Below are 22,500 nucleotides of genomic sequence, written 5' to 3'. Positions count from 1 at the left end.
AGACGCCGGTGGCCGGGTTCCCTGTACGGGAACCCGGCCACCAAGGACTGTCACCGGTCAGGCGGAGTAGCCGCGCGCGGCGACCCAGTCGGCCAGCGCGTCGAGGTCCATCCAGTACTCCTGACCCTCGTAGAACGGGTCAGCGATCTTCACCGAGTCACCACCATCGCGGTAACCCGTCACCGTCAGGTAATGCCCACCCTCGTACGAGTGCGCCACCCCGTCGACGTCCGACGCCGTACCCATGATGTTCGCCACCACGGCCCGGTCGTCGTCCACCGCCGCACGCACATCGGCCTTCAGCTTCTCCACGTGCTCCGGCTTCGCGGCCTCCGCGCCGATCGCGGTCGTCTCGTACTCGTCGTCACCGGTCATCTCGTTGAGCACCCGGGTCGTCTCCTCCGCCGAGTCGGTCCCGGCCTCGGTCGTCCCCAGCTTGCCCGCCACCTCGTCCTGCGACGGAGCATGGCCCTGCGCGGTCAACGCGATCCGCGTCGCCGCCGGCCCGCAGTAGTAGAAGTTCGGCTGCGCCTCGTACTGCACCCGCACCTCACGCGCACCACCATCACCGGAACCCGGCGACGCCGCCTGCGCCACGGCGGGAGCGGCCACCACACCACCAGCGGTCAACACACCAGCAACAGACAGCACAGACTTACGGAAGATCGTGTTCATAGCGAATCTCCGTTCCGAGGGGAATGAACCAGACACCAACCCCACACGGGCGATGACCGGTCACGAACGGGACAGAACAAGAACACGCACGATTGTCAGACGTTGGCTGGACGCTCGTTGGCGGGACGCTCTCGGTGGCGTACTCACACCCACGCGCTCACACCGCGCGGCGTCCGCGCTATTCGGTCCAACGCCAGGATCCAACGCCGCCCGACCGGCCGATGTTCCCCGCCGGGAGCCGGCGAGAATCCGCCGATCCTCGCACCCGGGACGACAGCGGTCAGCCGCACCGAAAACGCCGATCCGCACCGCTACGGCGGCGAGATAACCTAGCCGCCAGCTGGGCTTTCCGTTGAAATGGCAGCGGTATCCATCGATATCTCGGTGAGGTTACGAACCTTGACGATCAGATTTCGCGGTGGCAATACTTGGCGTACATGAAGTCGTTTTCAACAGTATTGAATTCGACGTTCCGTCAATGCCAGGAGGAATGGTGGCCGGCATCCAGTCCGTGTCGAGGACCTTGCGGATCCTCGATGCCGTCGCGGCGAATCCGCGCGGACTGACCCTGCAGGCCATCGCCCGACACGTCGACGCCAACGTGACGACGGTGCACAATTTTCTCGCCACTCTGGTGGTCGAGGGTTACCTCGCCCAGGGCCGCAGTCGCGGGCCGTACACGGTCGGTCCACGGCTGCTCGCGCTGGCTAACACGATCGGCGTCGTCCACCAGGAGTTGACCTCGGTGGCGCTGCCGTGGATCGAACGGTTCCGCGACGAGGTCGACGAGACGCTGCATCTGAGCGTGCTGGTCGGTCGGGAAGCCACCGACATCCTGTTCATCGAGAGCAGCCAGTCGGTGCGGTTCACCTCGTCGGTCGGCAAACGGATGCCGCTGCACGCCAGCGCCGCCGGCAAGATCCTGCTGGCCTGGCGGGCACCGGTCGACGTCGACGGACTGCTGGACGCCACCCTGCCGGCGTACACCACCGAAACGGTGACCGACCGCCCGGAGCTCGACCGGCGACTCGCCGAGGTCCGCGAGCGCGGCTACGCGGTCAACCTCGGCGAGCTCGACCCGTCCGTCCGCTGCATCGCCGGCCCGATCCGCGACCGCGACGGTCAGGTGATCGCCGCGCTGAGCATGTCCGCGCCGGTGTTCCGCTTCCCGGACGAGTCCGTGCACGAACTGCGTGACCTGATGGACCGCACCGTCACCGCGATCACCCACCAGCTCCGCACCAGCAACAACCACAGCACGCCGACCGCGTCCCCGGCACCGGTCGCCGCAGGAGGGAAGACGGTATGACCCGTGTCCGCATCGCCCGCAAAAGCATCCTGATCGACGACGAGCCGGTGTACGTACGCTCCGGGGAACTGCCGTACTACCGCACCGGACCGGACAGCTGGCGGCACCGCCTCGACGCGGCCCGCGACGCCAACCTCAACTGCGTCGCCACGTACATCCCGTGGGAGTGGCACGAGCCCACCGAGGGCGCGCCGGACCTGACCGGCGCCACCCACCCGCAGCGGGACCTGGTGCGTTTCCTCGACCTGGTCGCCGACAGCGGCCTGCGTCTGATGATCCGGCCCGGCCCGTTCATCAACTCCGAGTTCCGCTACGGCGGGCACCCGGCGTGGGTGTTCGACAACCACCCGCAGGTGTGGAGCCGCGACGCCGACGGCAAGCCGGCGCTGTGGCGCGGCCACGGCGTGCCGATCCCGGCCCAGCTGCACCCGGACTTCCTGTCCCTGGTGGACGGCTGGTACGAGCAGGTGGTGCCGTTGCTGGCCCGCTACACCATCGACAACGGCGGGCCGATCGTGCTGAGCCAGCCGGACAACGAGATGAACATCTGCTTCACGTACGGGCTGGGTCACTCCCTCTACGACGCCGATTCGATCGGCGACGGCACCACGCCGGGTCGGTGGCAGCGCTGGCTGCTCGACCGGTACGGCTCGGCCGAGGCGGTCGCCCGCCGCCACGGGGTCCCCGGCGGTGACCTGGCCGCGCTGGCCCCGCCCCGGCGCCCGGCGGCCGACCCGGCCGGGCGGCGGCGGATCGCCGACTGGCTGGACTACAAGACCTGGTACATCTTCACCTTCGCCAGCCATCTGGTGGAGCGGTTCCGGGCCCTCGGTCTCGACGTGCCGTTCACCATGAACGAGCCGGTCAACATGATGTTCAAGGGTGGCGACCACGCGGCGGCGTCGACGTTCTTCCGGCACGAGGAAGGCCGGTACTTCACCACCGGCCACCTCTACCTGTCCGGTGGCGAGCAGGACCTGATCGGGGTGCCGACCACGCTGTACCGCCTCGAACTGGTCAAGATGCTGGACCTGGCCGGGCCGACGTTCGTCGCCGAGCTCGCCTCGGGCTGGGTCGACCTGACCCGTAACCGGGCGCACTACAACTTCGACCTGCTGACCCGGCTGGCGCTCGGCCACGGCCTGGACGGTTACAACATCTACATGTTCTCCGGCGGCTACAACCCGCCCGGGTCCAACAACTACGGCCGGGACTACCACTGGAACGCGCCGGTGCTGCCCGACGGCAGCCGCCACCCCACCTTCGACCGGCTGGCCCGTACCGGCGCCTGGATCGACGGCTGGCAGCGCGAGCTGGTCGACACCGAGAAGGAGATCGACTTCTACCTGGCGCTCTCCACCGACCTGGCGTACCAGGCCCGGTGGATGGACGAGGTCGAGGTGCTCAGTCCGGGTAGTGAGGACACCTTCGGGTACGCGACGGTGGCGACCAAGGCCAGTCATGACGCGTACGACGGGGTCGACGGCGTGATCCGGATCATGACGGAGTTCAACGCGCACTTCACCTTCGTCAACCCGTACCACCCGCCGCGGCGGCCGATCACCGACCGGCCGGTCGTCGTGCCGACCAGCGGCCGGCTGCCCCGGCAGGGCTTCGACCTGCTGCGCCGGCAGCTGGACGCCGGGCAGACGGTGGTGTTCTTCCCGACCGTGCCGACGATGGACCTGGACAGCGAGCCGGCGACCGAGTTCCTGCGCTTCGCCGGCCTGGACCAGCTGACCGAGACCGAGGTGCCGATCCCCGGCATGGAGCCGGGCCGGACCCGGTTCCTGACCATCGACGGCACCGGCGAGGGCGACGCCGGCATGCCGGAGGTGGCCGTCGACCGGGGGCTGCGGACCTTCGCCGGGATCGGCGACGACGCCGAGGTGCTGGCCACCCACGAGGGCCGACCGGTGATCTTCCGCCGGCCGGCCGGGCGCGGCCAGGTGCTGGTGATGGGCGTGTACCCGTCCTATCTGACCCGCGACAGCCAGGACTTCTTCCGTACCGTCCTGCTCGACGCCGCCGGGGTGCGTCGGCGGGTCACCACGACCGGCGAGCGGCTGCACGCGGTGCTGCGGCACCGGCCCGACTCGCCCGCCAAGCTCGTCACCGTCGCCAACGTCGCCGGCGGTGACGGGACCGGCCGGGTCACCGTCGCGCTCGACGGCGAGGCCCCGGTCACCTTCCCGCACGTCGGTGAGCTGGCGGTTGACGCCAAGAGCGTCTACCAGCTCTGGCTGGACCTGGATCTCGGCTACACCCGGATGGTGTACGCGACGACCGAGCTGACCCCGACCAACACCGAGCGGACGGCGTTCACCGCCCGTGGCGACCGGCTCGCCCCGGTGGAACTGGCGTTCGACCGGCCGACCAGCGGCTCGTGGAACGGTGCGCCGTTCCACACCGAACCGGTCGACGAGGTGCACGTCGTGTCGCTGCGCCACCACGACGGCACCGCCGAACTGCGACTCGACACATGAAGTCCCGGGCCCGCCGAGTGAGATCCGGACAGCTCGACAGGTAGTTCAGCACCATTGACGAGAAATGGTTGGAGGGCACCGCCATGTCCCACGACATCATCGACGTCCACGCGCACATCGGCATCAGTTCCACACTCGCCGTCGCCGGCAGCGCCGAGGACGTGCTGCGAAAAATGGACGACAACGGGATCGCCCAGGCCGTCATCTCCCCCATTCCCGGGTACGAGGATCCGAACGGCATCGCGGACTCGGCGACGCAGAACGACAACATCGCCGAGGCGGTACGCAAGTGGCCGGACCGGTTTCCGCGCGGCCTCGGGGTGGTCGAGCCACGGCACGGGGCACCCGCCCTCAGCGAGGTCGACCGGGTCGTGGACGCGCTGGGCCTGCACGGGTTGATGTTCCACAACGACTTCGCCGGGCTGCCGCTGGACCATCCGTCGATGTTCGCCATCCTGGATCGGCTGGCCGGCTACGACAACCAGGTGGTGCAGGCGCACACCGCTCAGCATTCCATCCTGGAGGCACCGTTCCAGCTGGGCAGGCTGGCGGCGGCGTTCCCGTCGGTGACCTTCGTCAACGCCCACCCGATGATGGACACCACCCACCTGTCGGCGAGCATCGACCTCGCCTCCCGGGCGCCGAACATGGTCTTCGACACCTGCATCTCGCACCACCATCTCTGGCCGATCGAAAAGGCCGTCGCCGGTATCGGCGCCGACCGGCTGTTGTTCGGCAGCGACAACCCGTATTTCGACCACTCGATCGACATCGACATCGTCAACCACTCATCGGTACCCGATTCCGTGAAGCAGCAGATTTTCGCTGGAAACGCCCGCCGCGTTTTCCGTCTCTGAACGCGTAAAGGGAGACAGCCATGACATGGAACATCTCACGCACGTCCCGCCTGATAGCCGGACTCGCCGCGGTCACCCTGGTGGCCACCGCCTGCGGTAGCGGCGACACCACCACCGACCCGGACGACCCGTACGCCGGGGTCACCCTGCGGTTCCTTCGCCACGCCGGTTACGACGCCGACCTGATGCAGGAGAAGCTGGCCGACTTCACCGCCGAGACCGGCATCGAGGTCGAGATGGACACGGTGCCCTACTCCGACCTGCACAACAAGCAGGTCCTCGAACTCTCCGGCGGCACCGGCTCGTACGACGTGACCGCGGTGCCGGACTTCTGGCTCGGCGAGTACCAGGCCGCCGGCTGGCTGCAGCCACTGGACGACTACCTGGCCGACGACGACCTCTACGATCCCGACTTCGACATCGACGGCATTCCGGAGCCGCTGCTGGAAGCGAACCGGGTGGACGGGCAACTGCTCGCCCTGCCGTGGAAGTTCAACACCCTGATCATGTTCTACCGCAGTGACCTGGTCGAACAGCCGCCGGCGGACTGGGACGGCTGGCTGGCGGCGGCCCGGGCGGCCAGCGGCGACGGGACCTCCGGGGTCGGGCTGAGCCTGGCACCGGCGTCGTTCACCGAGGTCTTCATGGACCTGGTGATTCTCAACGGCGGCCAGTTCCTCAACGACGAGGGCACTGAGGCGGCGTTCAACTCGCCGGAAGGCGTGGAGGCGTTGGAGTTCCTGCGGGAGCTGACCACGGTGTCGCCGCAGGGCTACCTGAACCGCACCTACGACGACAACGCCGCGCTGATGGCGCAGGGCGCCACCGCCACCGACCTGCTGGTGCCGTTCCAGGCCAGCGTCGTCGAAGGCGCCGACTCGCAGGTCGCCGGCGACATCGGGTACGCCACCCTGCCGCCGGCCACCGCCGGTGGCGAAAGCACCTCGAAGCTGAACACCTGGGCGTTGGCGGTCGCCGCCGGCAGCCCCAACCCCGAGGCGGCGTACCTGCTGGTGCAGTACCTGATGTCACCGGACCTGGTGGAGTGGATGACCACCAGCGCCGAAGGCGCGATCGTGCCGGCCCGGGCAGACCTGCTGACCGAGTTGCAGGAGCAGTATCCGTCGTTCGCCACCGCCGAGCAGGCGGCGCAGACCGCCTGGTCGTACCCGAAGCTGCCGAACATCTCGTCGATCGAGAACCTGATCGCCACCGAGTTGCAGGGCACCCTCGCCGGCGGTGGTGACGCGCAGGCCGGGCTGGACGCGGCGGCCGACGCGGTCAACCGGGAACTGGGTTCCTGACCATGCCCGCCGCGCTCACCCGCCGTACGGGTGCCGCCGCCGGGCCGCCGACCTCCGGGTCGGTGGCGCGGCGGCGGCCCGCCCGCCGGTTCCGCTTCTCCACCGGACACCTGTACGTGTTGCCGGCGTTCCTGGTCGTCGGGGTGGTCAGCCTGTTCCCGCTGCTGTACACGCTCTGGCTGAGCACCCGTAACCACAAGTTGATCGACCAGGACCGGACCTTCGCCGGGTGGGACAACTACCGGGTGGTGCTGACCGATCCGGCGGTACGGTCGGCGGCGGTCAACACGACGGTTTACACGGTCAGCACGGTGGGGCTGTCGCTGGTGCTGGGCCTGCTGCTGGCGTTGCTGGTCAACCAGATCGGCTGGGGGCGGCGGATCTTCCGGACCGCGTTCTTCCTGCCGATGCTGATGGCGCCGGCGGTGGTCGGGGTGATGTGGCGGTTCCTGTTCAACGACCAGGTCGGCCTGGTCACCCTGATCAGCGACGCCGTCGGGTACGGCGGCAGCTGGCTGGGAGATCCGACCCTGGCGATGGTGGCGATCATCGTGGTCGACGTGTGGCAGTGGACGCCGTTCGTGTTCATGCTGCTGCTGGCCGGGCTGGAGGCCGCGCCGGTGGATCCGGTGGAGGCCGCCCGGATCGACGGCGCCAACTCGTGGCAGATCTTCCGCAACGTCACCCTGCCGGCGATCATGCCGCTGCTCGTCATCGCCCTGCTGTTCCGCTTCACCTGGGCGTTCCGCGGCTTCGACCACGTCTACACGATGACCCAGGGCGGCCCGGGTGGGGCGACCGAACTGCTGTCGCTGGCGGTGTGGCGGCGGGCCTTCGTCAATCTCGACTTCGGCCAGAGCTCGGCCATCGCCATGCTCATGTTCGTGCTGATGAGCGGTATCGCCATCGGGTTGATGCGCGGCACCCGGACAGATCGGGGTTGAGCCGATGACCACCACGACCGTACCGTCGTCGCCGCCGGCGGGCCGGACCCGCCCGGCCGGTGCCGCCCGGCGGCCCAACCGCCGCCGGACCGGCACCACCATCATCAAGTACACGCTGGTCACGCTCCTGGCGGTCGGTTATCTGGTACCGATCTACTGGATCCTGATGACCTCGTTCAAGAGCCGGACCGAGGCGTACGAGATCCCACCCCGGATCTTCGTGGCACCGGACTGGACCAACTACGCGGCCTACTTCAGCCAGTCTCGGGTGGTGTCGTTCCTGACCAACAGTCTGATCATCACCGGCACCTCGACGCTGATCACGATGGTGCTGGGGGTCCTCGCCGCGTACGGGCTGGCCCGGTTGCGCCCGTCGGGCAGCCGGACGATCAGCTTCCTGTTCCTGTCCACCCGGTTCGTGCCGCCGATCAGCACGGTGGTGCCGTTGTTCCTCGGTTTGAAGGCCCTGGAGGTCTTCGACACCCGGGCCAGCATGATCATCATCTATTCGGCGATGAACATCCCGTACGCGGTGTGGATGATGCACGGCTTCTTCCAGGACCTGCCGGTCGAGGTGGAGGAGGCCGCCTGGGTGGACGGCTGCTCCCGACTGGTCGCGCTGTGGCGGGTGGTGCTGCCGATGTCGTCCGGCGGGCTGGCCGCGACCAGCGTCCTGGTCGGCATGTTCGCCTGGAACGAATTCCTGTACGCGCTGATGCTGACCAGCCGCGAGGCGAACACCCTGCCGCTGTCGATGACCGCGTTCCTCGGCGAACAGGGCACCGACTGGGGCGGCATGGCCGCCGCCGGCACCGTGATCATGATCCCCGCCCTGATCTTCTCGATCTTCGTGCAGAAGCAGATGGCCCGTGGCCTGAGCTTCGGCGCGGTCAAGGGCTGACGCCCGGCGAAGCCGGAAAGGCCCGCCAGGCCGACTGGAGGAAACCATGCGGATCCGTTCCGCCGTGCTGCGGCACACCACCCGGCAGCGCCCGTACCGCGACAGCGCCCCGGTCGCCGTCGAGGAGCTGACCCTGGGCGCCCCGCGCGCCGGGGAGCTGCTGGTCGCCGTACGGACCGCCGGGGTGTGCCACTCCGACCTGTCGGTGGTCGACGGAAACCGGGTGCGCCCGCTGCCGATGGCGCTCGGCCACGAAGCGGCCGGGGTCGTCGAACAGGTCGGCCCCGGCGTCACCGACGTACGCCCCGGCGACCACGTGGTGCTGGTGTTCGTGCCCAGCTGCGGCCGGTGCCGGCAGTGCGCCGCCGGGCGGGTCGCGCTGTGCGCGCGGGGCGCGGCGGCCAACGCCGCCGGTGAGCTGCTGCACGGCCCGCCGCTGCTCGCCGACGCGACCGGCGCGCCGGTACGCCACCAGCTCGGGGTGTCGGCGTTCGCCGACCACGTCGTGGTGGCCCGGGAGTCGGCGGTGGTGATCGACCCGGACGTGCCGGACGAGGTGGCCGCCATGTTCGGCTGCGCGGTGCTCACCGGTGCCGGGGCGGTGCTGCACACGGCCGGTACCCGACCCGGCGAGGCGGTCGCCGTGTACGGGCTGGGCGGCGTCGGGCTGGCCGCCGTGATGGGTGCCCGGCTGGCCGGCGCGCATCCCGTCGTCGCCGTCGACCCGGTGCCGGCCAAACGGGAGGTGGCGCTGCGGGTCGGTGCCACCGTGGCGGTCGACCCGGACGAGGCGGCGGCGCTGATCGCCGGGCTGCCCGGCGGCGGGGTGGACGTGGCGGTGGAGACGGTCGGCAGCGCCGGCGTGCTGGACGCCTGTCTGGCGGCGCTGGTCCGGGGTGGGCGGGCGATCGCCGTCGGCCTGCCGCATCCGGACAGCCGCCTCGGCACGTCGGCGCTCGCGTTCGCCGGCGAAGGCAAGCAGCTGCTCGGTTCCTACCTGGGTGACTGCATACCGCAACGGGACATCCCCCGGTTCGTGGCGCTGTGGCGCGCCGGCCGGCTGCCGGTCGAGGCGCTGCACACCGCCACCCTCGACCTCGGAGACATCAACCAGGCATTGGACGACCTGGCCGACGGCCGGGCGATCCGGCAACTGCTGCGTTTCGACGCGGCCCACGACGAAGCCGGTGCCGCCGTGGCGGCGCCGGCGCGGACGGAAGGCTGACACGTGTCCACATCGACTCCCACCACCACCGCGCTGCTGGACCGGATTCCCCGGCAGCTGCTCGTCGGCGGGCAGTGGCGTGACGGCTCCGGCGGCGTCTTCGACGTTGTCGACCCGGCCACCGGTGCACCGTTGTGCGCGGTCGCCGACGCCACCGCCGCCGACGCTCTCGACGCGCTGGAGGCCGCCGCGTCGGCGCAGCGGGACTGGGCGGCCACCCCGGCACGCCAGCGGGCGGAGATCCTGCGCCGCGCGTTCGAGCTGATGCGCGACCGGGCCGACCAGCTCGCCCTGCTCGCCACCCTGGAGATGGGCAAACCACTGGCCGAGTCCCGGGCCGAGGTGACCTACGCGGCCGAGTTCTTCCGCTGGTTCTCCGAGGAGGCGTCGCGCGTCGACGGCGACTACCGCCGTACGCCGGAAGGGACCCACCGGATCCTGGTGCTGCGCCAACCGGTCGGGCCGAGCCTGCTGATCACGCCGTGGAACTTCCCGCTGGCGATGCCGACCCGCAAGATCGCCCCGGCGCTCGCCGCCGGCTGCACCGCCGTCCTCAAACCGGCGGAGGAGACGCCCCTGTGCGCGCTGGCGATCGCGCAGATCCTGATCGACGCGGGACTACCGCCGGGCGTGCTCAACGTGGTGACCGCCGCCGATCCGGCGCCGATCAGCACCGCGCTGCTGGCCGACCCCCGGCTGCGCAAGGTGTCGTTCACCGGCTCCACCCCGGTCGGCTCCCACCTGTTGCGGCTCGCCGCCGACCGGGTGCTGCGGGTGTCGTTGGAGTTGGGCGGCAACGCCCCGTTCATCGTCTTCGACGACGCCGACCTGGACGCGGCGGTCGAGGGAGCGATGGCGGCCAAGATGCGCAACATCGGCGAGGCGTGCACCGCGGCCAACCGGTTTTTCGTCGCCGAACCGGTCGCCGAGGAGTTCACCCGGCGGTTGGCCCGACGGATGGCGGCGTTGACCATCGGTCCCGGCACCGACCCACGGTCGCAGGTCGGCCCGCTGATCGACGCGGCCGGCCGGGACAAGGTCGTCGGCCTGGTCGACGACGCGGTCGGTTTGGGCGCGGAACCGGTGCTCCCCGGCGGCCCGGTCCCCGGTCCGGGGTTCTTCTTCGCGCCGACGGTGCTCACCGGCATCGCGCCCACCTCACGGCTGCTGACCGAGGAGATCTTCGGCCCGGTCGCGCCGGTGCTGACCTTCCGCGACGAGGACGAGGTGGTCGCCGCCGCCAACGACACCGACTACGGGCTGCTGGCGTACGTCTACTCGGCTGACCTGGTCCGGTCGCTGCGGGTGGTGGAGCGGTTGGAGGCGGGCATGGTGGGACTCAACCAGGGAGTGGTGTCCAACGCGGCGGCTCCGTTCGGCGGGATCAAGTCGTCCGGCCTGGGCCGCGAGGGCGGCCGCGAAGGCATCGGTGAATATCTGGAGACGAAGTACGTCGGCATCGCCGGGTGAATTCCGCTCGCCCGTACGGCGAACGGGTGGGTACCGTCGGACGGTATGAGCCAGGAGTTGAGTCCGTTCGTCCGTGACGGCCGTCTCGTGTCGCTACCGAGGCGGCACGCCCGCCGCCGCGTGGTGCTGGCGCACATCGCGCGGGCGTGTTTCGAACGCGACGTCGTGTACGACGAGCCGACGGTCGACGAGCGGCTGCGCCGCTGGTGTGACGGCGGCGAGGTGGACCACGTCACCGTCCGCCGCTACCTGATCGAGGCCGAGCTGATGGCACGGGCCGACGGTCGGTACAGCCGCAACGCGCTGGCGCTGCCGTACCCGAACACCGCCGAGCGGTACGTGGAGTCGATGGGCCTGAGCTGAGTCGAGCCGAGCCGAGGTGACCAGCCGGTCAGTTGCCGGCCGACATTCAGTTGCCGGCGGACTCGTACCGGCGCAGCCCGGCGCGGAAGATCAGCGCCGCCACGGTGACGCAGTAGGCGGCGACCAACGGGGTGAGCCAGCCGAGCCATGCCGGGCCGACACCAGCACCGCCGCTGCCACCACCCGGGCCGAGGATCGCGCTCGCCGGAAAGTAGCTGACGAAGGCGAACGGCAGGCCGACGACCAGGACCAGCCGTACCCCGACGGCGTACACCGACACCGGATAGCGGGCCAGGTCGCCGATCTGGTGCACCGCGTACGCGAAGATCGAGTGTGGACTCTGCATCCAGAACGCCGACGAGTTGGTGGCCAGGCTGATCGACAGCTTGACCGCCATCCCGCTGGCGAACAGCAGCAGCCCGCCGACGACCAGCGCCGGTGACCAAGCGACGTCGACCCGCCACAGCGCCCAGCCGAACATCGCCCCGCCGGTGACTAGGTTGCCCAGCCCGTTGACGCCGACGTCGTCGCTGAGCACCTGCAGCACCACCGGGTACGGCCGTACCAACTTGTAGTCCAACTCCCCCTTGTTGACCAGCCACGGCAACCGCCACATGCCTTCGCACAGCAGCGGCCCGACCGCGTCGGAGAGCACCACGACGGAGTAGATCAGCACCACCTCGGCGAAGGTCCAGCCGTTGACGTGCGGCACCCGGGAGAAGATCGCACCGAGGAACGCCAGGCCGACGAGCTGGGTCAACGCCGAACCGCCGACCAGGATCCAGAAGTCGGCCTCGTACTCCAGTGTGGACCGCAGATGCGCACCGAGGCTGCGCCGGTAGAGCCGTAGCCCGCGACGCAGCCCGGTCCGTGGCCGCATCCTCAACCCCCGTGTACGGTCAGTTGGCGCACCGCCGCCCGCCAGGCCAGCCGGGCGCCCCACCACAGCGCCACCGTCCACACCGCCTGGATGCCGATCAGCCGCCAGGCGTCGGCCCCGGTCGCCTGGCCGAGGTAGATCGTCGCCGGGGTGAAGGTCATCCCCGCGAACGGCAGCACGGCCGCGATCGTCTGCAGCCAGCCGGGCAGCAGCGTCAACGGCACCAGCGACCCGGAGAACAGGTTGGTGATCGCCCCCCGGGCCAGGGACACGCCAAAAATGTTGCCGGTCCAGAAGCACAGCAGCGCCGTCAGGTGGACGGTGGTGAACCGCAGCGGCAGCACCAACACGACGCTGACCGCGAACAGCGCCGCCTGCCCGGGCGGCGGCACCGGGACCGGCCCGGTGATCGCCAGCACGACGGCACACACCGCGAGGGAGAAGGCGACCTCGACGGCGGCCACACCGACGGTTTCGGCGAACCGCGCCCGCTGGTAGTCGACCGGGCGGGTCAGGTCGACCGCGACCATGCCGTCCCGGATCCGGCCGGCCATGTCCCAGTCACCGAAGGACATCAGTGCGCCGGTGACGTAGGCGATCAGCAGGTACGCCTTCATCTGCGGCCAACTGAAACCGCCGATGTCGTCGGTGGCACCGAGCAGCACCGCCCAGATGGACAGCATCGCGAACAGTTGCAGCAGCGCCCCGGCCATGCCGAGAACGAAACTCAACGGGTACGCCAGAGTGCTGCGCGCCGCCACCCGGGCCAATGCCCGGTACGCGCGCATCGCCGGATGCCGTACCGCCGGGTGCCGTACCGGTGGACCGGCCAGGGCGGCGGTCACGGGGTCGGCTCCAGACGCAGCTCACCGGCGTACACCTTGCGCACCACGTCCTCGATCGCCGGCTCGTCGATACGCAGGTCGCGTACCTCGGACACCGCCGACACGGCCGCGATCACCTGGCCGGCGGTGACGGCGAACCGGTCGAACCGGACGGTGAACTCCCCCGGCGCCGCCCCGTCGACGACCTCCGTGCCGGGCAGTACGGCGGCGACCGCGTCGCGCGGCAGCGGGTCGGCCAGGTGCAGGTGCATCGACCGGTGCCGGGCGTACTGGTCCTTCACCCCGGCCAGCGGCCCGTCGTAGATGATCCGCCCCTGGTCGATGATGACGATCCGCTGGCAGACGTCCTCGATATCGCCGAGGTCGTGGGTGGTCAGGATCAGCGTGGTGCCGTCGGCGCGCAGCTCCCGCAGGAATCCCCGGACCCGGTCCTTGACCCCGATGTCCAGCCCGATGGTCGGCTCGTCGAGGTAGACCACCCTGGGCCGGTGCAGCAGGGCGGCGGCCAGGTCGGCGCGCATCCGCTGGCCGAGGGAGAGTTTGCGGGCCACCACCGGCAACAGCTCGCCGAGGCCGAGAACGTCGTCGAAGCGGTCCAGTTGCTCGCGGTAGGTGGCGGGGTCGAGGTCGTACAGGTCACGGAGCAGGGCGAGGGACTCCCGGACCGGCAGGTCCCACCACAACTGGGTACGTTGGCCGAACAGCACGCCGATCTGCCGGGCATTGGCGATCCGCTGCCGGTGCGGCACCACCCCACCGACCCGTACCTCGCCGGCGGTCGGCACCAGGATGCCGGCGAGCAGCTTGACGGTGGTGGATTTGCCGGCACCGTTCGGGCCGACGTACGCCACCGCCTCGCCCGCCTCGACCCGCAGGTCGATGCCGTCGACGGCGGCATGATCGGCGAACCGGCGGGTGACCAGGTGTTTCAGCGCGCCGCGCAGCCCCGGGTCCTTCACCGGCCGGCGGAACCGCTTGGTCAAACCGTCAGCTTCGATGAAGGCCATGACCGGATGGTGCCGCAGCCGCCCGCCGGCGGCCTAACGATTTTCCGGCCGGCTGCGCCGGTCCCGGCCGGGTCGACCACCATCCGGTAAGGGGCCGCATCCAGTCGGGCGCTGACACGCGCGGCGGTAGCCTCACCGGCGTGACGACTGCGTACCCGCGCCGGCCGCTGATCGGCCTGGCCCTGGTGATCGGGGCGAGCGCCCTGTTCGCGATCAACGGCACCGTGTCGAAGCTGGTGCTGCGGGCCGGCCTGGACGCCCCGCAACTGACCGTGCTGCGGGCGGTCGGCGCGTTCGCCGGGCTGCTGGTGCTCAGTGTGGTGCTGCGGCCCGGGGCGCGTCGGCTGCGACTGCGTCGCGGTGAGCTGCCACTGCTCGTCGCGTACGGGCTGACCGGGTTCTTCCTGGTCCCGATGCTGTACTTCGTGGCGATCGCCCGACTGCCGGTCGGCATCGCCCTGCTGTTCGAATACACCGCGCCGCTGATGGTGGCGTTGTGGGCGTGGGCGGTGCAACGGCAGCCGGTGCGGTCGCGGATCTGGGCCGGGCTGGGGCTGAGCCTGGTCGGGTTGGCCTGCGTGGCGCAGGTGTGGGGCGGGCTCACCCTCGACGTGCTCGGGGTGGCGGCCGGGCTGGGCGCGGCGGTGATGCTCGCCGCGTACTTCCTGATCGGTGCCCGGGGGGTGCGGGACCGCGACGCGCTGTCGCTGACCACCTGGGCGTTCGGCGCGTCGGCGGTCGCCGGGCTGATCGTGCGCGGGGCCACCGCCGGGCTGGACGGCTGGCAGCCGCTGCTCACCCGCGCCGACAACGGCGTACCGGTCGCGCTGCTCTGCTGCTCCGTGGTGATCCTCGGCTCGATCGTGCCGTACCTGATGATCACCGCCGCGTTGCGGCATCTGCCGGCCACCAGCGTCGGCATCGTCGCCATGGTCGAACCGGTGCTGGCCGCCGCCGTGGCCTGGCTGGTGATCGGGGCCGGCGAGGCGCTGAACCCGGTCCAGTTGGCCGGCGGCGCGCTGGTGCTCGCCGGGGTCGCGTTGGCAGAGACGGCCCGGCCCGGTGGCCCACCGGCGACCCCGCCGGTGCCCGACGCCCCGCCGCCACCGCCGGTCGCGGTGTCGGCGTAACGGTGCGGCCCGGTGTCGGCGTAACGGTGCGGCCCGGCGGGTAAGGACGCCGGCATGAGCGCACCGAAACGCGTCGCCGTCGTCGCCCACCGCAAGAAGACCCTCGGCGGTGGTCTGGACGAGCTGCGCGCGGCGATCGCCGCGCACGGGGCCGAGGACCTGATCTGGTACGAGGTGCCGAAGAGCCGCAAGGCGCCGAAAAAGGCCCGCAAGGCGGTCGAGCAGGGGGCCGAGCTGGTCTTCGTGTGGGGCGGCGACGGCATGGTGCAGCGGACCATGGACGCCCTCGCGGGACGCGACGCCACTGTGGCGATCGTCCCCGCCGGTACGGCGAACCTGCTCGCCGGCAACCTCGGGATCCCCGATGACCTCGGCGAGGCGGTCCGGATCGGCTTCGAGGGTGAGCGTCGCCAGCTCGACCTGGGCAAACTCAACGGCGAGCATTTCGCGGTGATGGCCGGGGCCGGTTTCGACGGCCGGCTGATCCGCGACGCCGACCGGGATCTGAAGGACCGGGCCGGCAAACTGGCGTACGTCTGGACCGGGCTGCGCCATGTACGCGGCGCGGCACCCCGGGTGCGGATCCGCGTCGACGGGACGACCTGGTTCGACGAGCCGGCCAGTTGTGTCCTGGTCGGCAACGTCGGCAAGATCACCGGCGGGATCCACGCCTTCGACGACGCCCAGCCCGACGACGGCTGGCTGGAGGTCGGGGTGGCCACCGCACAGGGCGCGGTGGAGTGGGCGCGGACGCTGGGTCGGATGGCGGTCGGCCGGTCCGAGCGCTCACCGTTCGTCCGGGTCACCCGGGCGAAGCGGATCGACATCCGGCTCGCCGACCCGATGACCTACGAACTCGACGGCGGTGCCCGCGCCCAGGCGAAAAAGATGAAGGTACGGGTGGTCCCCGCAGCGATCACCGTCTGCGCCCCATGATCGCCTGCATCCATGATCGCGACGATCTTGCACTTATCGTGGAACATCGCGGACATATCTTCTCGATATCTGTGACTCCTCTCAGCGCTAAACCGCAGGTCAGCACGGGTGCAGCGGGTCTGTAGTGCCGGTGGATATCGTCACTTCCCGAGCCCTTCAGGAGGGCCGGTAGATGTCCACCGACGTTGAGAACTCGCACGGGTCCGGGCGATCCGGGAACTCTGGCAGGCAGGCAAGCTCGGTACGGCGGACGCTTGGGGATGACCGAGGCGACGATGGTGGACCTGGAGAGCCGGACCGGGTCCGCCCCGGAGGGCAACGTCGCCGAGGAAGCTCCGGGTGTCTACGTCGCCATCCTCCGTGAGCCGGTCGCCCCGAACGACCTCGCGGCGCTTGCCGGGAGCCTGCCGGAAGACGTGGTGATGACCGACGCTGAGCGCGACGGCGACAGCGTTCACACCACGTTGGAGCGTGGACAGGTAGTGGCGTTCGACTGGGACGCGATCAAGAACCAGTAGCTACGACGCCAGAGTCAACGACCCTCGGGGATCATCCCCGAGGGTCGTTTCTCGCCTCAGATCCCGCGAACCCTGTCAACTCCCGGAGAGCGCACGCCGGGCAGAGCGCCGCGTCCCCGGCCGGCGACCGGACCGCTAGTCCGGCCGCGCGCCCACAGTGCCGGGCGCACTCTTCGACCGGGTCCCGCTGGGTCAGCGTCCCGGGACGCCGGAGAGCGTCCTTGTACGGGCGCACCATCACGAGCTTGCCGTTACGGTTCGGGTCGTCACTGATCTCTTTGCCCAGCAGGTTGATCCAGGACTGCCAGGACACGTCGGGACCGACCTCTCCGACCTCCAGGCGCACCGGGCGGAGCCCGTCCAGGTGGTCGGCTGCGCGTAGATCGACGACGTCCCCGGGGCACACCCGGACCGCCCCGTAGTCGGCGATCGGGGTATCGGTCGCGCCGCGTGGCCACAGTCCGTCGTACTCCAAGATGACCTGGACGCGCCGAACGCGCCTTCGGTCCACCCTGTGGAGCACGAGGTACGCGCGGAAGAACCGGTCACAGAACAGGGTGCCTCCGCAGGTCCGGCACTCCAGTGTCAGCCGTGACGGCATGTGCCGGCTGATGATCGCTATCGCCCGGGTGGCTACCCCGGTGGCGACCCGGCCGGCCATTCCGCCCCTCGGGCGGATTCCCCAGGGTCCGGTCGTGGTGTCGACGCTCCCGGGCGTCCGCGTCGGCAGCGGGAGCCACCCTGCATCCGCGAGCCTTCGTTGCACTCGCGATCCGGTCGGGTTTCCTACGCCGTCGTCGTGTCGCACCTGGTCCCCCTCGGGGTGGAGTCCGGTTGGGCTGCGGTCGGCCCCCGGAGACCGGTGCCGTGGCCTTCCGGGTCCGTGGGGAAACGAACCTCACCGACCCCCGGGGGGGTCCCTTCACTCTGGACTCACAGCCGGCCGGGGCGGAAGATGGTTGACCACCAGGGGTTACTAGGTGGTCGCTATCAGCGGTCCGCTGCGCGACGTGGTAGCGATAGTCCACAACACGGAAAATCGAGGGATGTGAAGGTATTGTGAGCGGAAGCGCCTATCTGGTAAAGGAGCTGCGTCGGCTGCGCGATGCGGCGGGATTAACCCAAGAGGCTTGGGGCGAACGAATCCACTTCTCAGGCAGTCACGTCGGGTCGGTGGAACGCGGCGAACGGCCGGTGCTCCCTGACTACCTGCGTGCCGTCGACAAGGCGCACGGTACAGCGCTCGTCGAGTTCTACCGGGAGTTCGTCCGGGGCGACTGGACACCGACTTGGTACAGGCCCTTGTGGAATATGAAGGCAGGGCCACGCTGCTACGGGTCTACCACCCGAACCTGATCCCGGGGCTCCTTCAGACGGAGGCGTACGCGCGCGAACTGCTGCCCGCGATGAATGTTCCGCCGGAGGACGTCGAGCAGACGCTAGCGGCCCGGCTCGATCGGCAGGAGATCATCACGCGGTCCGTCAAGCCCTGCCGACTCGTCGCCGTGGTCGACGAAGCTGCCCTACATCGGCGAGTTGGCAGTCCCGAGGTCATGCGAGAGCAGATCGAGGCGCTGATGGCCCCTGAACTGTCGCACGTACGTGTGCAGGTGGTCCCGGCGGACGCGCCCGCCTACGTCGGCCTCCGTGGCCCGATCGTGCTCGCCTCCGTTGACGGCCGGACGGTCGGCTTCCTGGAAGGGCACCTGGAGGGCAACGTCGTTGAGTCACCGGACGGAGTGGCCAGCCTGGAAGCGGACTGGGAAGACATCCGGGGCTACGCTCTATCTGCACAGCAGTCCCAGGAGTTGATCACGAAGGCGGCGAAGCAATGGACCTGATCGGCGCGCGTTGGCGCAAGTCGAGCAAGAGCGACACGGCGAACTGTGTCGAGGTCGCGGACAACCTCCCGGGCCGCGTCCTCGTCCGGGACACCAAGGACCGCGACGGCGGGACCCTGACGTTCTCCCCGGCCGCGTGGCAGTCCTTCGTGTCGGCGTCCATCGCCGAGACGACCGGGAAGCCCTGAGCCGTCGCCGAAGCCGCCCTTAGACCGTGTGTCAGTAGGGGTTGTTGCTGGTCAACAGGTTGAGTCGGTCGGCGCGGCGGTAGCAGATCAGAGCGCATGCCAGGTGGAGGAATCCGAGGTAGTGGGAAGCCTTGCGGTCGTAGCGGCGGACCAGCCGTCGGAACCGGGTCATCCACTCGAGGCAGCGTTCGATGACGTAGCGGTGCCGGCCCAGCCGCTTCGACGACTCGACGCCCTTGCGCGCGATCCGTGCGACGATGCCGCGTGCGCGCAGCAGGTCGCGGCATTCGGGGTAGTCGTAGCCCTTGTCGCCGTGGAGTTTGGCCGGTCGTCGACGCGGCCGGCCGACCGGTTGACGCACTGGTGTGACGCCGTCGACCATGTCCTCGAGCATCCGGTGGTCGTTGAGGTTCGCGGCGGAGACGCCCACGTGCAGCGGCAACCCGCCCCGGTCGCTCATGGCGTGGATCTTGGAGCCGGGCTTGCCCCGGTCCACCGGGCTGGGCCCGGTCAGGTCCCCCTTTTCACCGCGCGTACGTGCATGCTGTCGACACTCACCCTCGACCAGTCGATCCGCCCGGCCGCGCCGAGGACATCGAGCGTCGCCCGGTGCAGGGCGGTCATCACCCCGGCCTCGACCCATTCGGCGAACCGGCGGTGCGCGGTGCGCCAGTGGACCGGGAACGAGGCGGGCAGCTTGCGCCACGAGCAGCCGGACTCCAGTACGTACAGGATCGCCGCGAGCATCGCCCGGTCATCGGTCCGCCGCCGGCCGCCGCCCTGGTGCCTTTCCGGGTGCGGCGGCAGCAACGGCCGCGCGAGGTGCCACAACGCGTCGGGGCAGTACTTCTCCACGTCATCCACACCACGTCAACGAATGACCTTGAACTTCAACAACCCCAAACGACACACGGTCTTAAGGCTGTAGGCCGTTTCGGAGCCCTGATCCTGCCGTGAGTGCGGGATCAGGGCTCCGCTCGTTCCCGGTGCCTCTCAGTGGGACAACGCCACCACCAGCCCGGTAGCAGCGCCGATCAGCGCTGCTACTCCGGTGAGCACCCCGGGAAGAGTTCGGAGGTAGTCCAAGATCACCCGGTACGGCTCCGCCCCTGTTCACCGTTGTTGTCGGGTGTCTCGCCTGTTGCGTTCACTCACGACCTCCGTGTCAACTCTGACTGCCTGTTGGATGGCCGCTCGCGGTGCATCGAACGGCCGCCACATATTGCAGTCGCTGGCGGTACAAGTAGGGCGCACAACGGTTGGATGTAACGTCGATGGGTCGCAGGTTTAGTTACATGACAAGGGGAGGGCATATTTAGGACGTTGGAGGTCAAGGCAGTGAAGAGGGGCAAGACCCAACTCGGACCACGTAACTCCGGCAAATCATCCGAACGGCTAGCTATGTCTCGTCGGCGCGACACCACCGCTTGGCAGCGCTACCGTTCGATGAAGTGGCACTGGCAGCGGTTGACGACCTCGTACGCGCGCTCGATGTCCGCCGGGGTCCGGACTCGGTCAGACCGGAGCGCCAGCACGGCAGCTTGCTCGGCAGCGTCCAGTTCCCCGGCCCGGGTGGCGGCTTCCCGACGCCGTCGCTGACCGGGCGCGGCAGGTTTGTTACGCCTCGGGGTCAGCCTCGGCAAGCAGCGGCACGCTGCCCGCCGGGTTGACCGTCACCCCGGAGTCTGCGGACTCCTCCACCATCCACCCGTAGAACGCCTCACCGTCTTCAGGCGCGCGATCCGGGTAGCCGTCGCGCGGCCCTGGTCGATCAGATCGGCTTGCCACTGTTCGACGTGGGAGCGCCGCACGTCGGCCGGGGTCGCCACCTGGTGCGCGCCCGCCACCAGGAAGGCCAGGAACGACGCGAGCGCATCCCGGTAGGTCTTGATCGTGCCCTCGGCGGAGGACGGGCGTAGGTGGGTAGCCAGTTCGGGCAACGTTGGGAAGCGTTCCACAAGCGACACGGCAGCACTCCGGGAGATCCGAGGTTTCCTCGATTGTTGGTGCTGTGCTACCGCGCCACACGTACCACAGAGAGGTAGAACCCCAGCTCAGGGCACGTGAACCCAACTCAACAGAAGTGCCGACATCTTCTCGATAAGCGCAAGATCGTCGTGATCGTGGAACGGTGGCCGGGTCGGATCGAGGGCGGCGGTCAGTGGGCGGCGGTCAACTTGGTCACGAAGGCCGACCAGGCGATCGAGCCGAAGGTGAGCACCGGGCCAGCGATGTCCTTGCTGTCGCGGACCAGCACCCGACCGGGGAGATTGTCGGCGACCTCGACGCAGGTGTTGCCGCCGTTGCCGGATCGGGTCGAGGTACGCCACCGTGGTGTCACACTCGTACCGCTCATAGTGGAGTTCTCGGAAAGTGGTCCGGTCGGACCAGCCAAGGCCTGGCCGCTTTGAAGGCCTTGATCCACATATTGACGTCCACCAGGTGATTCGATCAGGAAAGCATGATCCATTCAACACTCTGGAGTGAGGTCTGAGAAAACGGTCCGGTCGGACCAGCCAAGGCCTGGCCGTGGCCTTCGTGGTCAGTGTGTGCGCGGCGGGGCCTGGATCCGGAAGAGCACGTGACGGCGCACCGGGCCGTCGGGGACGTTCGGGTGATCGAAGTCGCCGTCCGGGTCGCGGGTCATCCCGATCCGGCGCATCACCGCCTGCGACCGCAGGTTGCCGACGGCGGTCAACGCCACGATCTCCGACAGGCCGAGGCGGTCGAAGCCGTACGCCAGGCAGGCGCGGGCTGCTTCGGTCGCGTACCCGTGGCCCCAGGCGTCGCGGCGCAGCCGCCAGCCGATCTCGACGCCGTCGAACGGCATGTTGGCGTCCACCGGGTCCAGCCCGGTCATGCCGATGAACTCGCCGGTGTCGCCCACCTCGACCGCCCACCAGCCCCAGCCGCGCTGCTCCAGGCCGGCCTGACAGCGGGCCATCACGGCGGCGCTCTGTTCCCGGGTCGCCAGGCCGGGAAAGTACTCTCGTACCCGCGGGTCGGCGTTCATCGCCGCCCAGGGCTCCAGGTCGGACTCGCGCCAGTGTCGCAGTAGCAGCCGTCGCGTGGTCAACTCGGCCATGCGGCACTCTAGCGCGTGCTGGACCTAGTGCCGCAGCAGTCCGTGTACCTGGACCGGGGCGACATGTCCGCTGGGCGGGCGGGTCCGGTCGAGCTCCAGGCCCACGTCGATGATCACCGCCCTGGTCAGCTGCGGCACCTGCGTCAGCGGCACCCACTCGGCCAGGTCGGTGGAGCCGCCGACTTCGGGCCGCAACGCGCCGGCGACGACCCGGACCCGGTAGAAGACTCCCAGGTTGTGCCGCTCCACCCGGCCGGGTAGCCGCCGCTGCGCGGGCACGGTACGGGAATCCACGCCGAGCAGCGACTCCACCTCGACCTGGTAGCCGGTCTCCTCGGCCACCTCCCGGACCACCGCGTCCACCGGATCCTCGCCGTGTTCGACCTTGCCGCCCGGCAGCGTCCAGTGTCGCCGGGTACCCCCCGGCGAGACGAACCGGGCGAGCAGTAGCTGCCCCTCGTCGACACAGACCGCGTAGGCGGCCACCCGCATCCGGTAACCAGGCATGCTCGACTCCTCTGCGTTGAACTCCGCCG

24 protein-coding genes are annotated in these 22,500 nt (G+C 69.6%); 14 read left to right on the top strand and 10 right to left on the bottom strand.

Annotated features, from left to right (window positions below; translation table 11 throughout):
• Positions 1 to 57: 57 nt before the first annotated feature.
• Positions 58 to 675, bottom strand: a complete 618-nt coding sequence (locus O7632_RS14185; protein ID WP_278114697.1) for a C39 family peptidase — start codon at positions 673 to 675, stop codon at positions 58 to 60.
• 493 nt (positions 676 to 1,168) lie between these two features.
• On the opposite strand from O7632_RS14185, the gene O7632_RS14180 reads away from it, so the two are divergent.
• The 9 genes from O7632_RS14180 to O7632_RS14140 all read left to right on the top strand — a co-directional run bounded on the left by O7632_RS14180 (position 1,169) and on the right by O7632_RS14140 (position 11,534).
• Positions 1,169 to 1,984 (top strand): IclR family transcriptional regulator, encoded by an 816-nt coding sequence (locus O7632_RS14180; RefSeq protein ID WP_278114696.1) that lies wholly within the window; start codon positions 1,169 to 1,171, stop codon positions 1,982 to 1,984.
• Positions 1,981 to 4,470: a beta-galactosidase gene (locus tag O7632_RS14175; protein ID WP_278114694.1), complete on the top strand. Its 2,490-nt coding sequence runs from the start codon at positions 1,981 to 1,983 to the stop codon at positions 4,468 to 4,470. The genes O7632_RS14180 and O7632_RS14175 overlap by 4 nt, the downstream gene beginning before the upstream one ends.
• Positions 4,471 to 4,553: 83 nt before the next feature.
• Positions 4,554 to 5,327, top strand: a complete 774-nt coding sequence (locus tag O7632_RS14170) for an amidohydrolase family protein (protein ID WP_278114692.1) — start codon at positions 4,554 to 4,556, stop codon at positions 5,325 to 5,327.
• Positions 5,328 to 5,347: 20 nt separating this feature from the next.
• A complete protein-coding gene (locus tag O7632_RS14165; RefSeq protein ID WP_278114690.1) occupies positions 5,348 to 6,631 on the top strand; it encodes an extracellular solute-binding protein in 1,284 nt (427 codons plus the stop codon).
• A gap of 2 nt (positions 6,632 to 6,633) precedes the next feature.
• Complete coding sequence (locus O7632_RS14160; RefSeq protein WP_278114689.1) at positions 6,634 to 7,575, top strand: sugar ABC transporter permease; 942 nt, start codon at positions 6,634 to 6,636, stop codon at positions 7,573 to 7,575.
• A 4-nt stretch (positions 7,576 to 7,579) separates the two neighbouring features.
• Positions 7,580 to 8,476 carry a carbohydrate ABC transporter permease gene (locus O7632_RS14155; RefSeq protein ID WP_278114687.1) on the top strand — a complete coding sequence of 299 codons (897 nt, stop codon included), beginning with the start codon at positions 7,580 to 7,582 and terminating at the stop codon, positions 8,474 to 8,476.
• A 46-nt stretch (positions 8,477 to 8,522) separates the two neighbouring features.
• Positions 8,523 to 9,701, top strand: a complete 1,179-nt coding sequence (locus tag O7632_RS14150; protein ID WP_278114686.1) for an alcohol dehydrogenase catalytic domain-containing protein — start codon at positions 8,523 to 8,525, stop codon at positions 9,699 to 9,701.
• A 3-nt stretch (positions 9,702 to 9,704) separates the two neighbouring features.
• Positions 9,705 to 11,171, top strand: a complete 1,467-nt coding sequence (locus O7632_RS14145) for an NAD-dependent succinate-semialdehyde dehydrogenase (RefSeq protein ID WP_278114683.1) — start codon at positions 9,705 to 9,707, stop codon at positions 11,169 to 11,171.
• A 45-nt stretch (positions 11,172 to 11,216) separates the two neighbouring features.
• Positions 11,217 to 11,534 carry a DUF2087 domain-containing protein gene (locus O7632_RS14140; RefSeq protein WP_278114681.1) on the top strand — a complete coding sequence of 106 codons (318 nt, stop codon included), beginning with the start codon at positions 11,217 to 11,219 and terminating at the stop codon, positions 11,532 to 11,534.
• A 46-nt stretch (positions 11,535 to 11,580) separates the two neighbouring features.
• Here the strand turns inward: O7632_RS14140 and O7632_RS14135 are convergent, their stop codons facing one another.
• Genes O7632_RS14135 through O7632_RS14125 form a run of 3 tightly spaced genes read right to left on the bottom strand, consistent with a single transcriptional unit; the run spans position 11,581 to position 14,266 of the window.
• Positions 11,581 to 12,414 (bottom strand): ABC-2 family transporter protein, encoded by an 834-nt coding sequence (locus O7632_RS14135; protein ID WP_278114680.1) that lies wholly within the window; start codon positions 12,412 to 12,414, stop codon positions 11,581 to 11,583.
• 2 nt (positions 12,415 to 12,416) lie between these two features.
• A complete protein-coding gene (locus O7632_RS14130) occupies positions 12,417 to 13,259 on the bottom strand; it encodes an ABC-2 family transporter protein (RefSeq protein WP_278114678.1) in 843 nt (280 codons plus the stop codon).
• Complete coding sequence (locus O7632_RS14125) at positions 13,256 to 14,266, bottom strand: ATP-binding cassette domain-containing protein (RefSeq protein WP_278114676.1); 1,011 nt, start codon at positions 14,264 to 14,266, stop codon at positions 13,256 to 13,258. The genes O7632_RS14130 and O7632_RS14125 overlap by 4 nt, the downstream gene beginning before the upstream one ends.
• A 140-nt stretch (positions 14,267 to 14,406) precedes the next feature.
• Here O7632_RS14125 and O7632_RS14120 point away from each other — a divergent pair, with 140 nt between their 5' ends.
• From O7632_RS14120 to O7632_RS14110, 3 genes are all read left to right on the top strand, one after another.
• Positions 14,407 to 15,396 carry an EamA family transporter gene (locus O7632_RS14120; RefSeq protein ID WP_278114675.1) on the top strand — a complete coding sequence of 330 codons (990 nt, stop codon included), beginning with the start codon at positions 14,407 to 14,409 and terminating at the stop codon, positions 15,394 to 15,396.
• Positions 15,397 to 15,450: 54 nt separating this feature from the next.
• Positions 15,451 to 16,332 carry a diacylglycerol kinase family protein gene (locus tag O7632_RS14115; protein WP_278114673.1) on the top strand — a complete coding sequence of 294 codons (882 nt, stop codon included), beginning with the start codon at positions 15,451 to 15,453 and terminating at the stop codon, positions 16,330 to 16,332.
• Between the two features lie 260 nt (positions 16,333 to 16,592).
• A complete protein-coding gene (locus tag O7632_RS14110) occupies positions 16,593 to 16,850 on the top strand; it encodes a hypothetical protein (RefSeq protein WP_278114672.1) in 258 nt (85 codons plus the stop codon).
• 31 nt (positions 16,851 to 16,881) lie between these two features.
• Here the strand turns inward: O7632_RS14110 and O7632_RS14105 are convergent, their stop codons facing one another.
• Complete coding sequence (locus O7632_RS14105; protein ID WP_278114671.1) at positions 16,882 to 17,325, bottom strand: hypothetical protein; 444 nt, start codon at positions 17,323 to 17,325, stop codon at positions 16,882 to 16,884.
• Between the two features lie 814 nt (positions 17,326 to 18,139).
• Between O7632_RS14105 and O7632_RS14100 the strand changes: the two genes are divergently transcribed.
• Both O7632_RS14100 and O7632_RS14095 read left to right on the top strand, forming a co-directional pair.
• Complete coding sequence (locus O7632_RS14100) at positions 18,140 to 18,691, top strand: DUF5753 domain-containing protein (RefSeq protein WP_278114669.1); 552 nt, start codon at positions 18,140 to 18,142, stop codon at positions 18,689 to 18,691.
• Positions 18,682 to 18,879: a DUF397 domain-containing protein gene (locus O7632_RS14095; RefSeq protein WP_278114667.1), complete on the top strand. Its 198-nt coding sequence runs from the start codon at positions 18,682 to 18,684 to the stop codon at positions 18,877 to 18,879. Before O7632_RS14100 ends, O7632_RS14095 begins: the two co-directional genes overlap by 10 nt.
• Positions 18,880 to 18,910: 31 nt before the next feature.
• Here O7632_RS14095 and O7632_RS14090 read toward each other — a convergent pair.
• From O7632_RS14090 to O7632_RS14070, 5 genes are all read right to left on the bottom strand, one after another.
• A protein-coding gene (locus tag O7632_RS14090) for an IS5 family transposase (RefSeq protein ID WP_278119771.1) occupies positions 18,911 to 19,734 on the bottom strand; the annotation gives its coding sequence in 2 pieces (ribosomal slippage) (positions 18,911 to 19,395 and positions 19,395 to 19,734; 825 coding nt in all).
• Positions 19,735 to 20,552: 818 nt separating this feature from the next.
• Positions 20,553 to 20,846: a hypothetical protein gene (locus O7632_RS14085; protein WP_278114665.1), complete on the bottom strand. Its 294-nt coding sequence runs from the start codon at positions 20,844 to 20,846 to the stop codon at positions 20,553 to 20,555.
• 191 nt (positions 20,847 to 21,037) lie between these two features.
• Positions 21,038 to 21,235 (bottom strand): DUF397 domain-containing protein, encoded by a 198-nt coding sequence (locus O7632_RS14080; protein ID WP_278114663.1) that lies wholly within the window; start codon positions 21,233 to 21,235, stop codon positions 21,038 to 21,040.
• Between the two features lie 186 nt (positions 21,236 to 21,421).
• Positions 21,422 to 21,964 (bottom strand): GNAT family N-acetyltransferase, encoded by a 543-nt coding sequence (locus O7632_RS14075; RefSeq protein ID WP_278114661.1) that lies wholly within the window; start codon positions 21,962 to 21,964, stop codon positions 21,422 to 21,424.
• Between the two features lie 24 nt (positions 21,965 to 21,988).
• On the bottom strand, positions 21,989 to 22,471 hold the full coding sequence (locus O7632_RS14070; RefSeq protein ID WP_278114660.1) for an NUDIX hydrolase: 483 nt from the start codon (positions 22,469 to 22,471) through the stop codon (positions 21,989 to 21,991).
• Positions 22,472 to 22,500 lie beyond the last annotated feature (29 nt).

The sequence above is a fragment of the Solwaraspora sp. WMMD406 genome, assembly GCF_029626025.1.
In the GTDB taxonomy this organism is placed as follows: Bacteria; Actinomycetota; Actinomycetes; order Mycobacteriales; family Micromonosporaceae; genus Micromonospora_E.
Note: the sequence above shows the minus strand (reverse complement) of the source record. Positions and strands in the feature narration are given on the sequence as shown.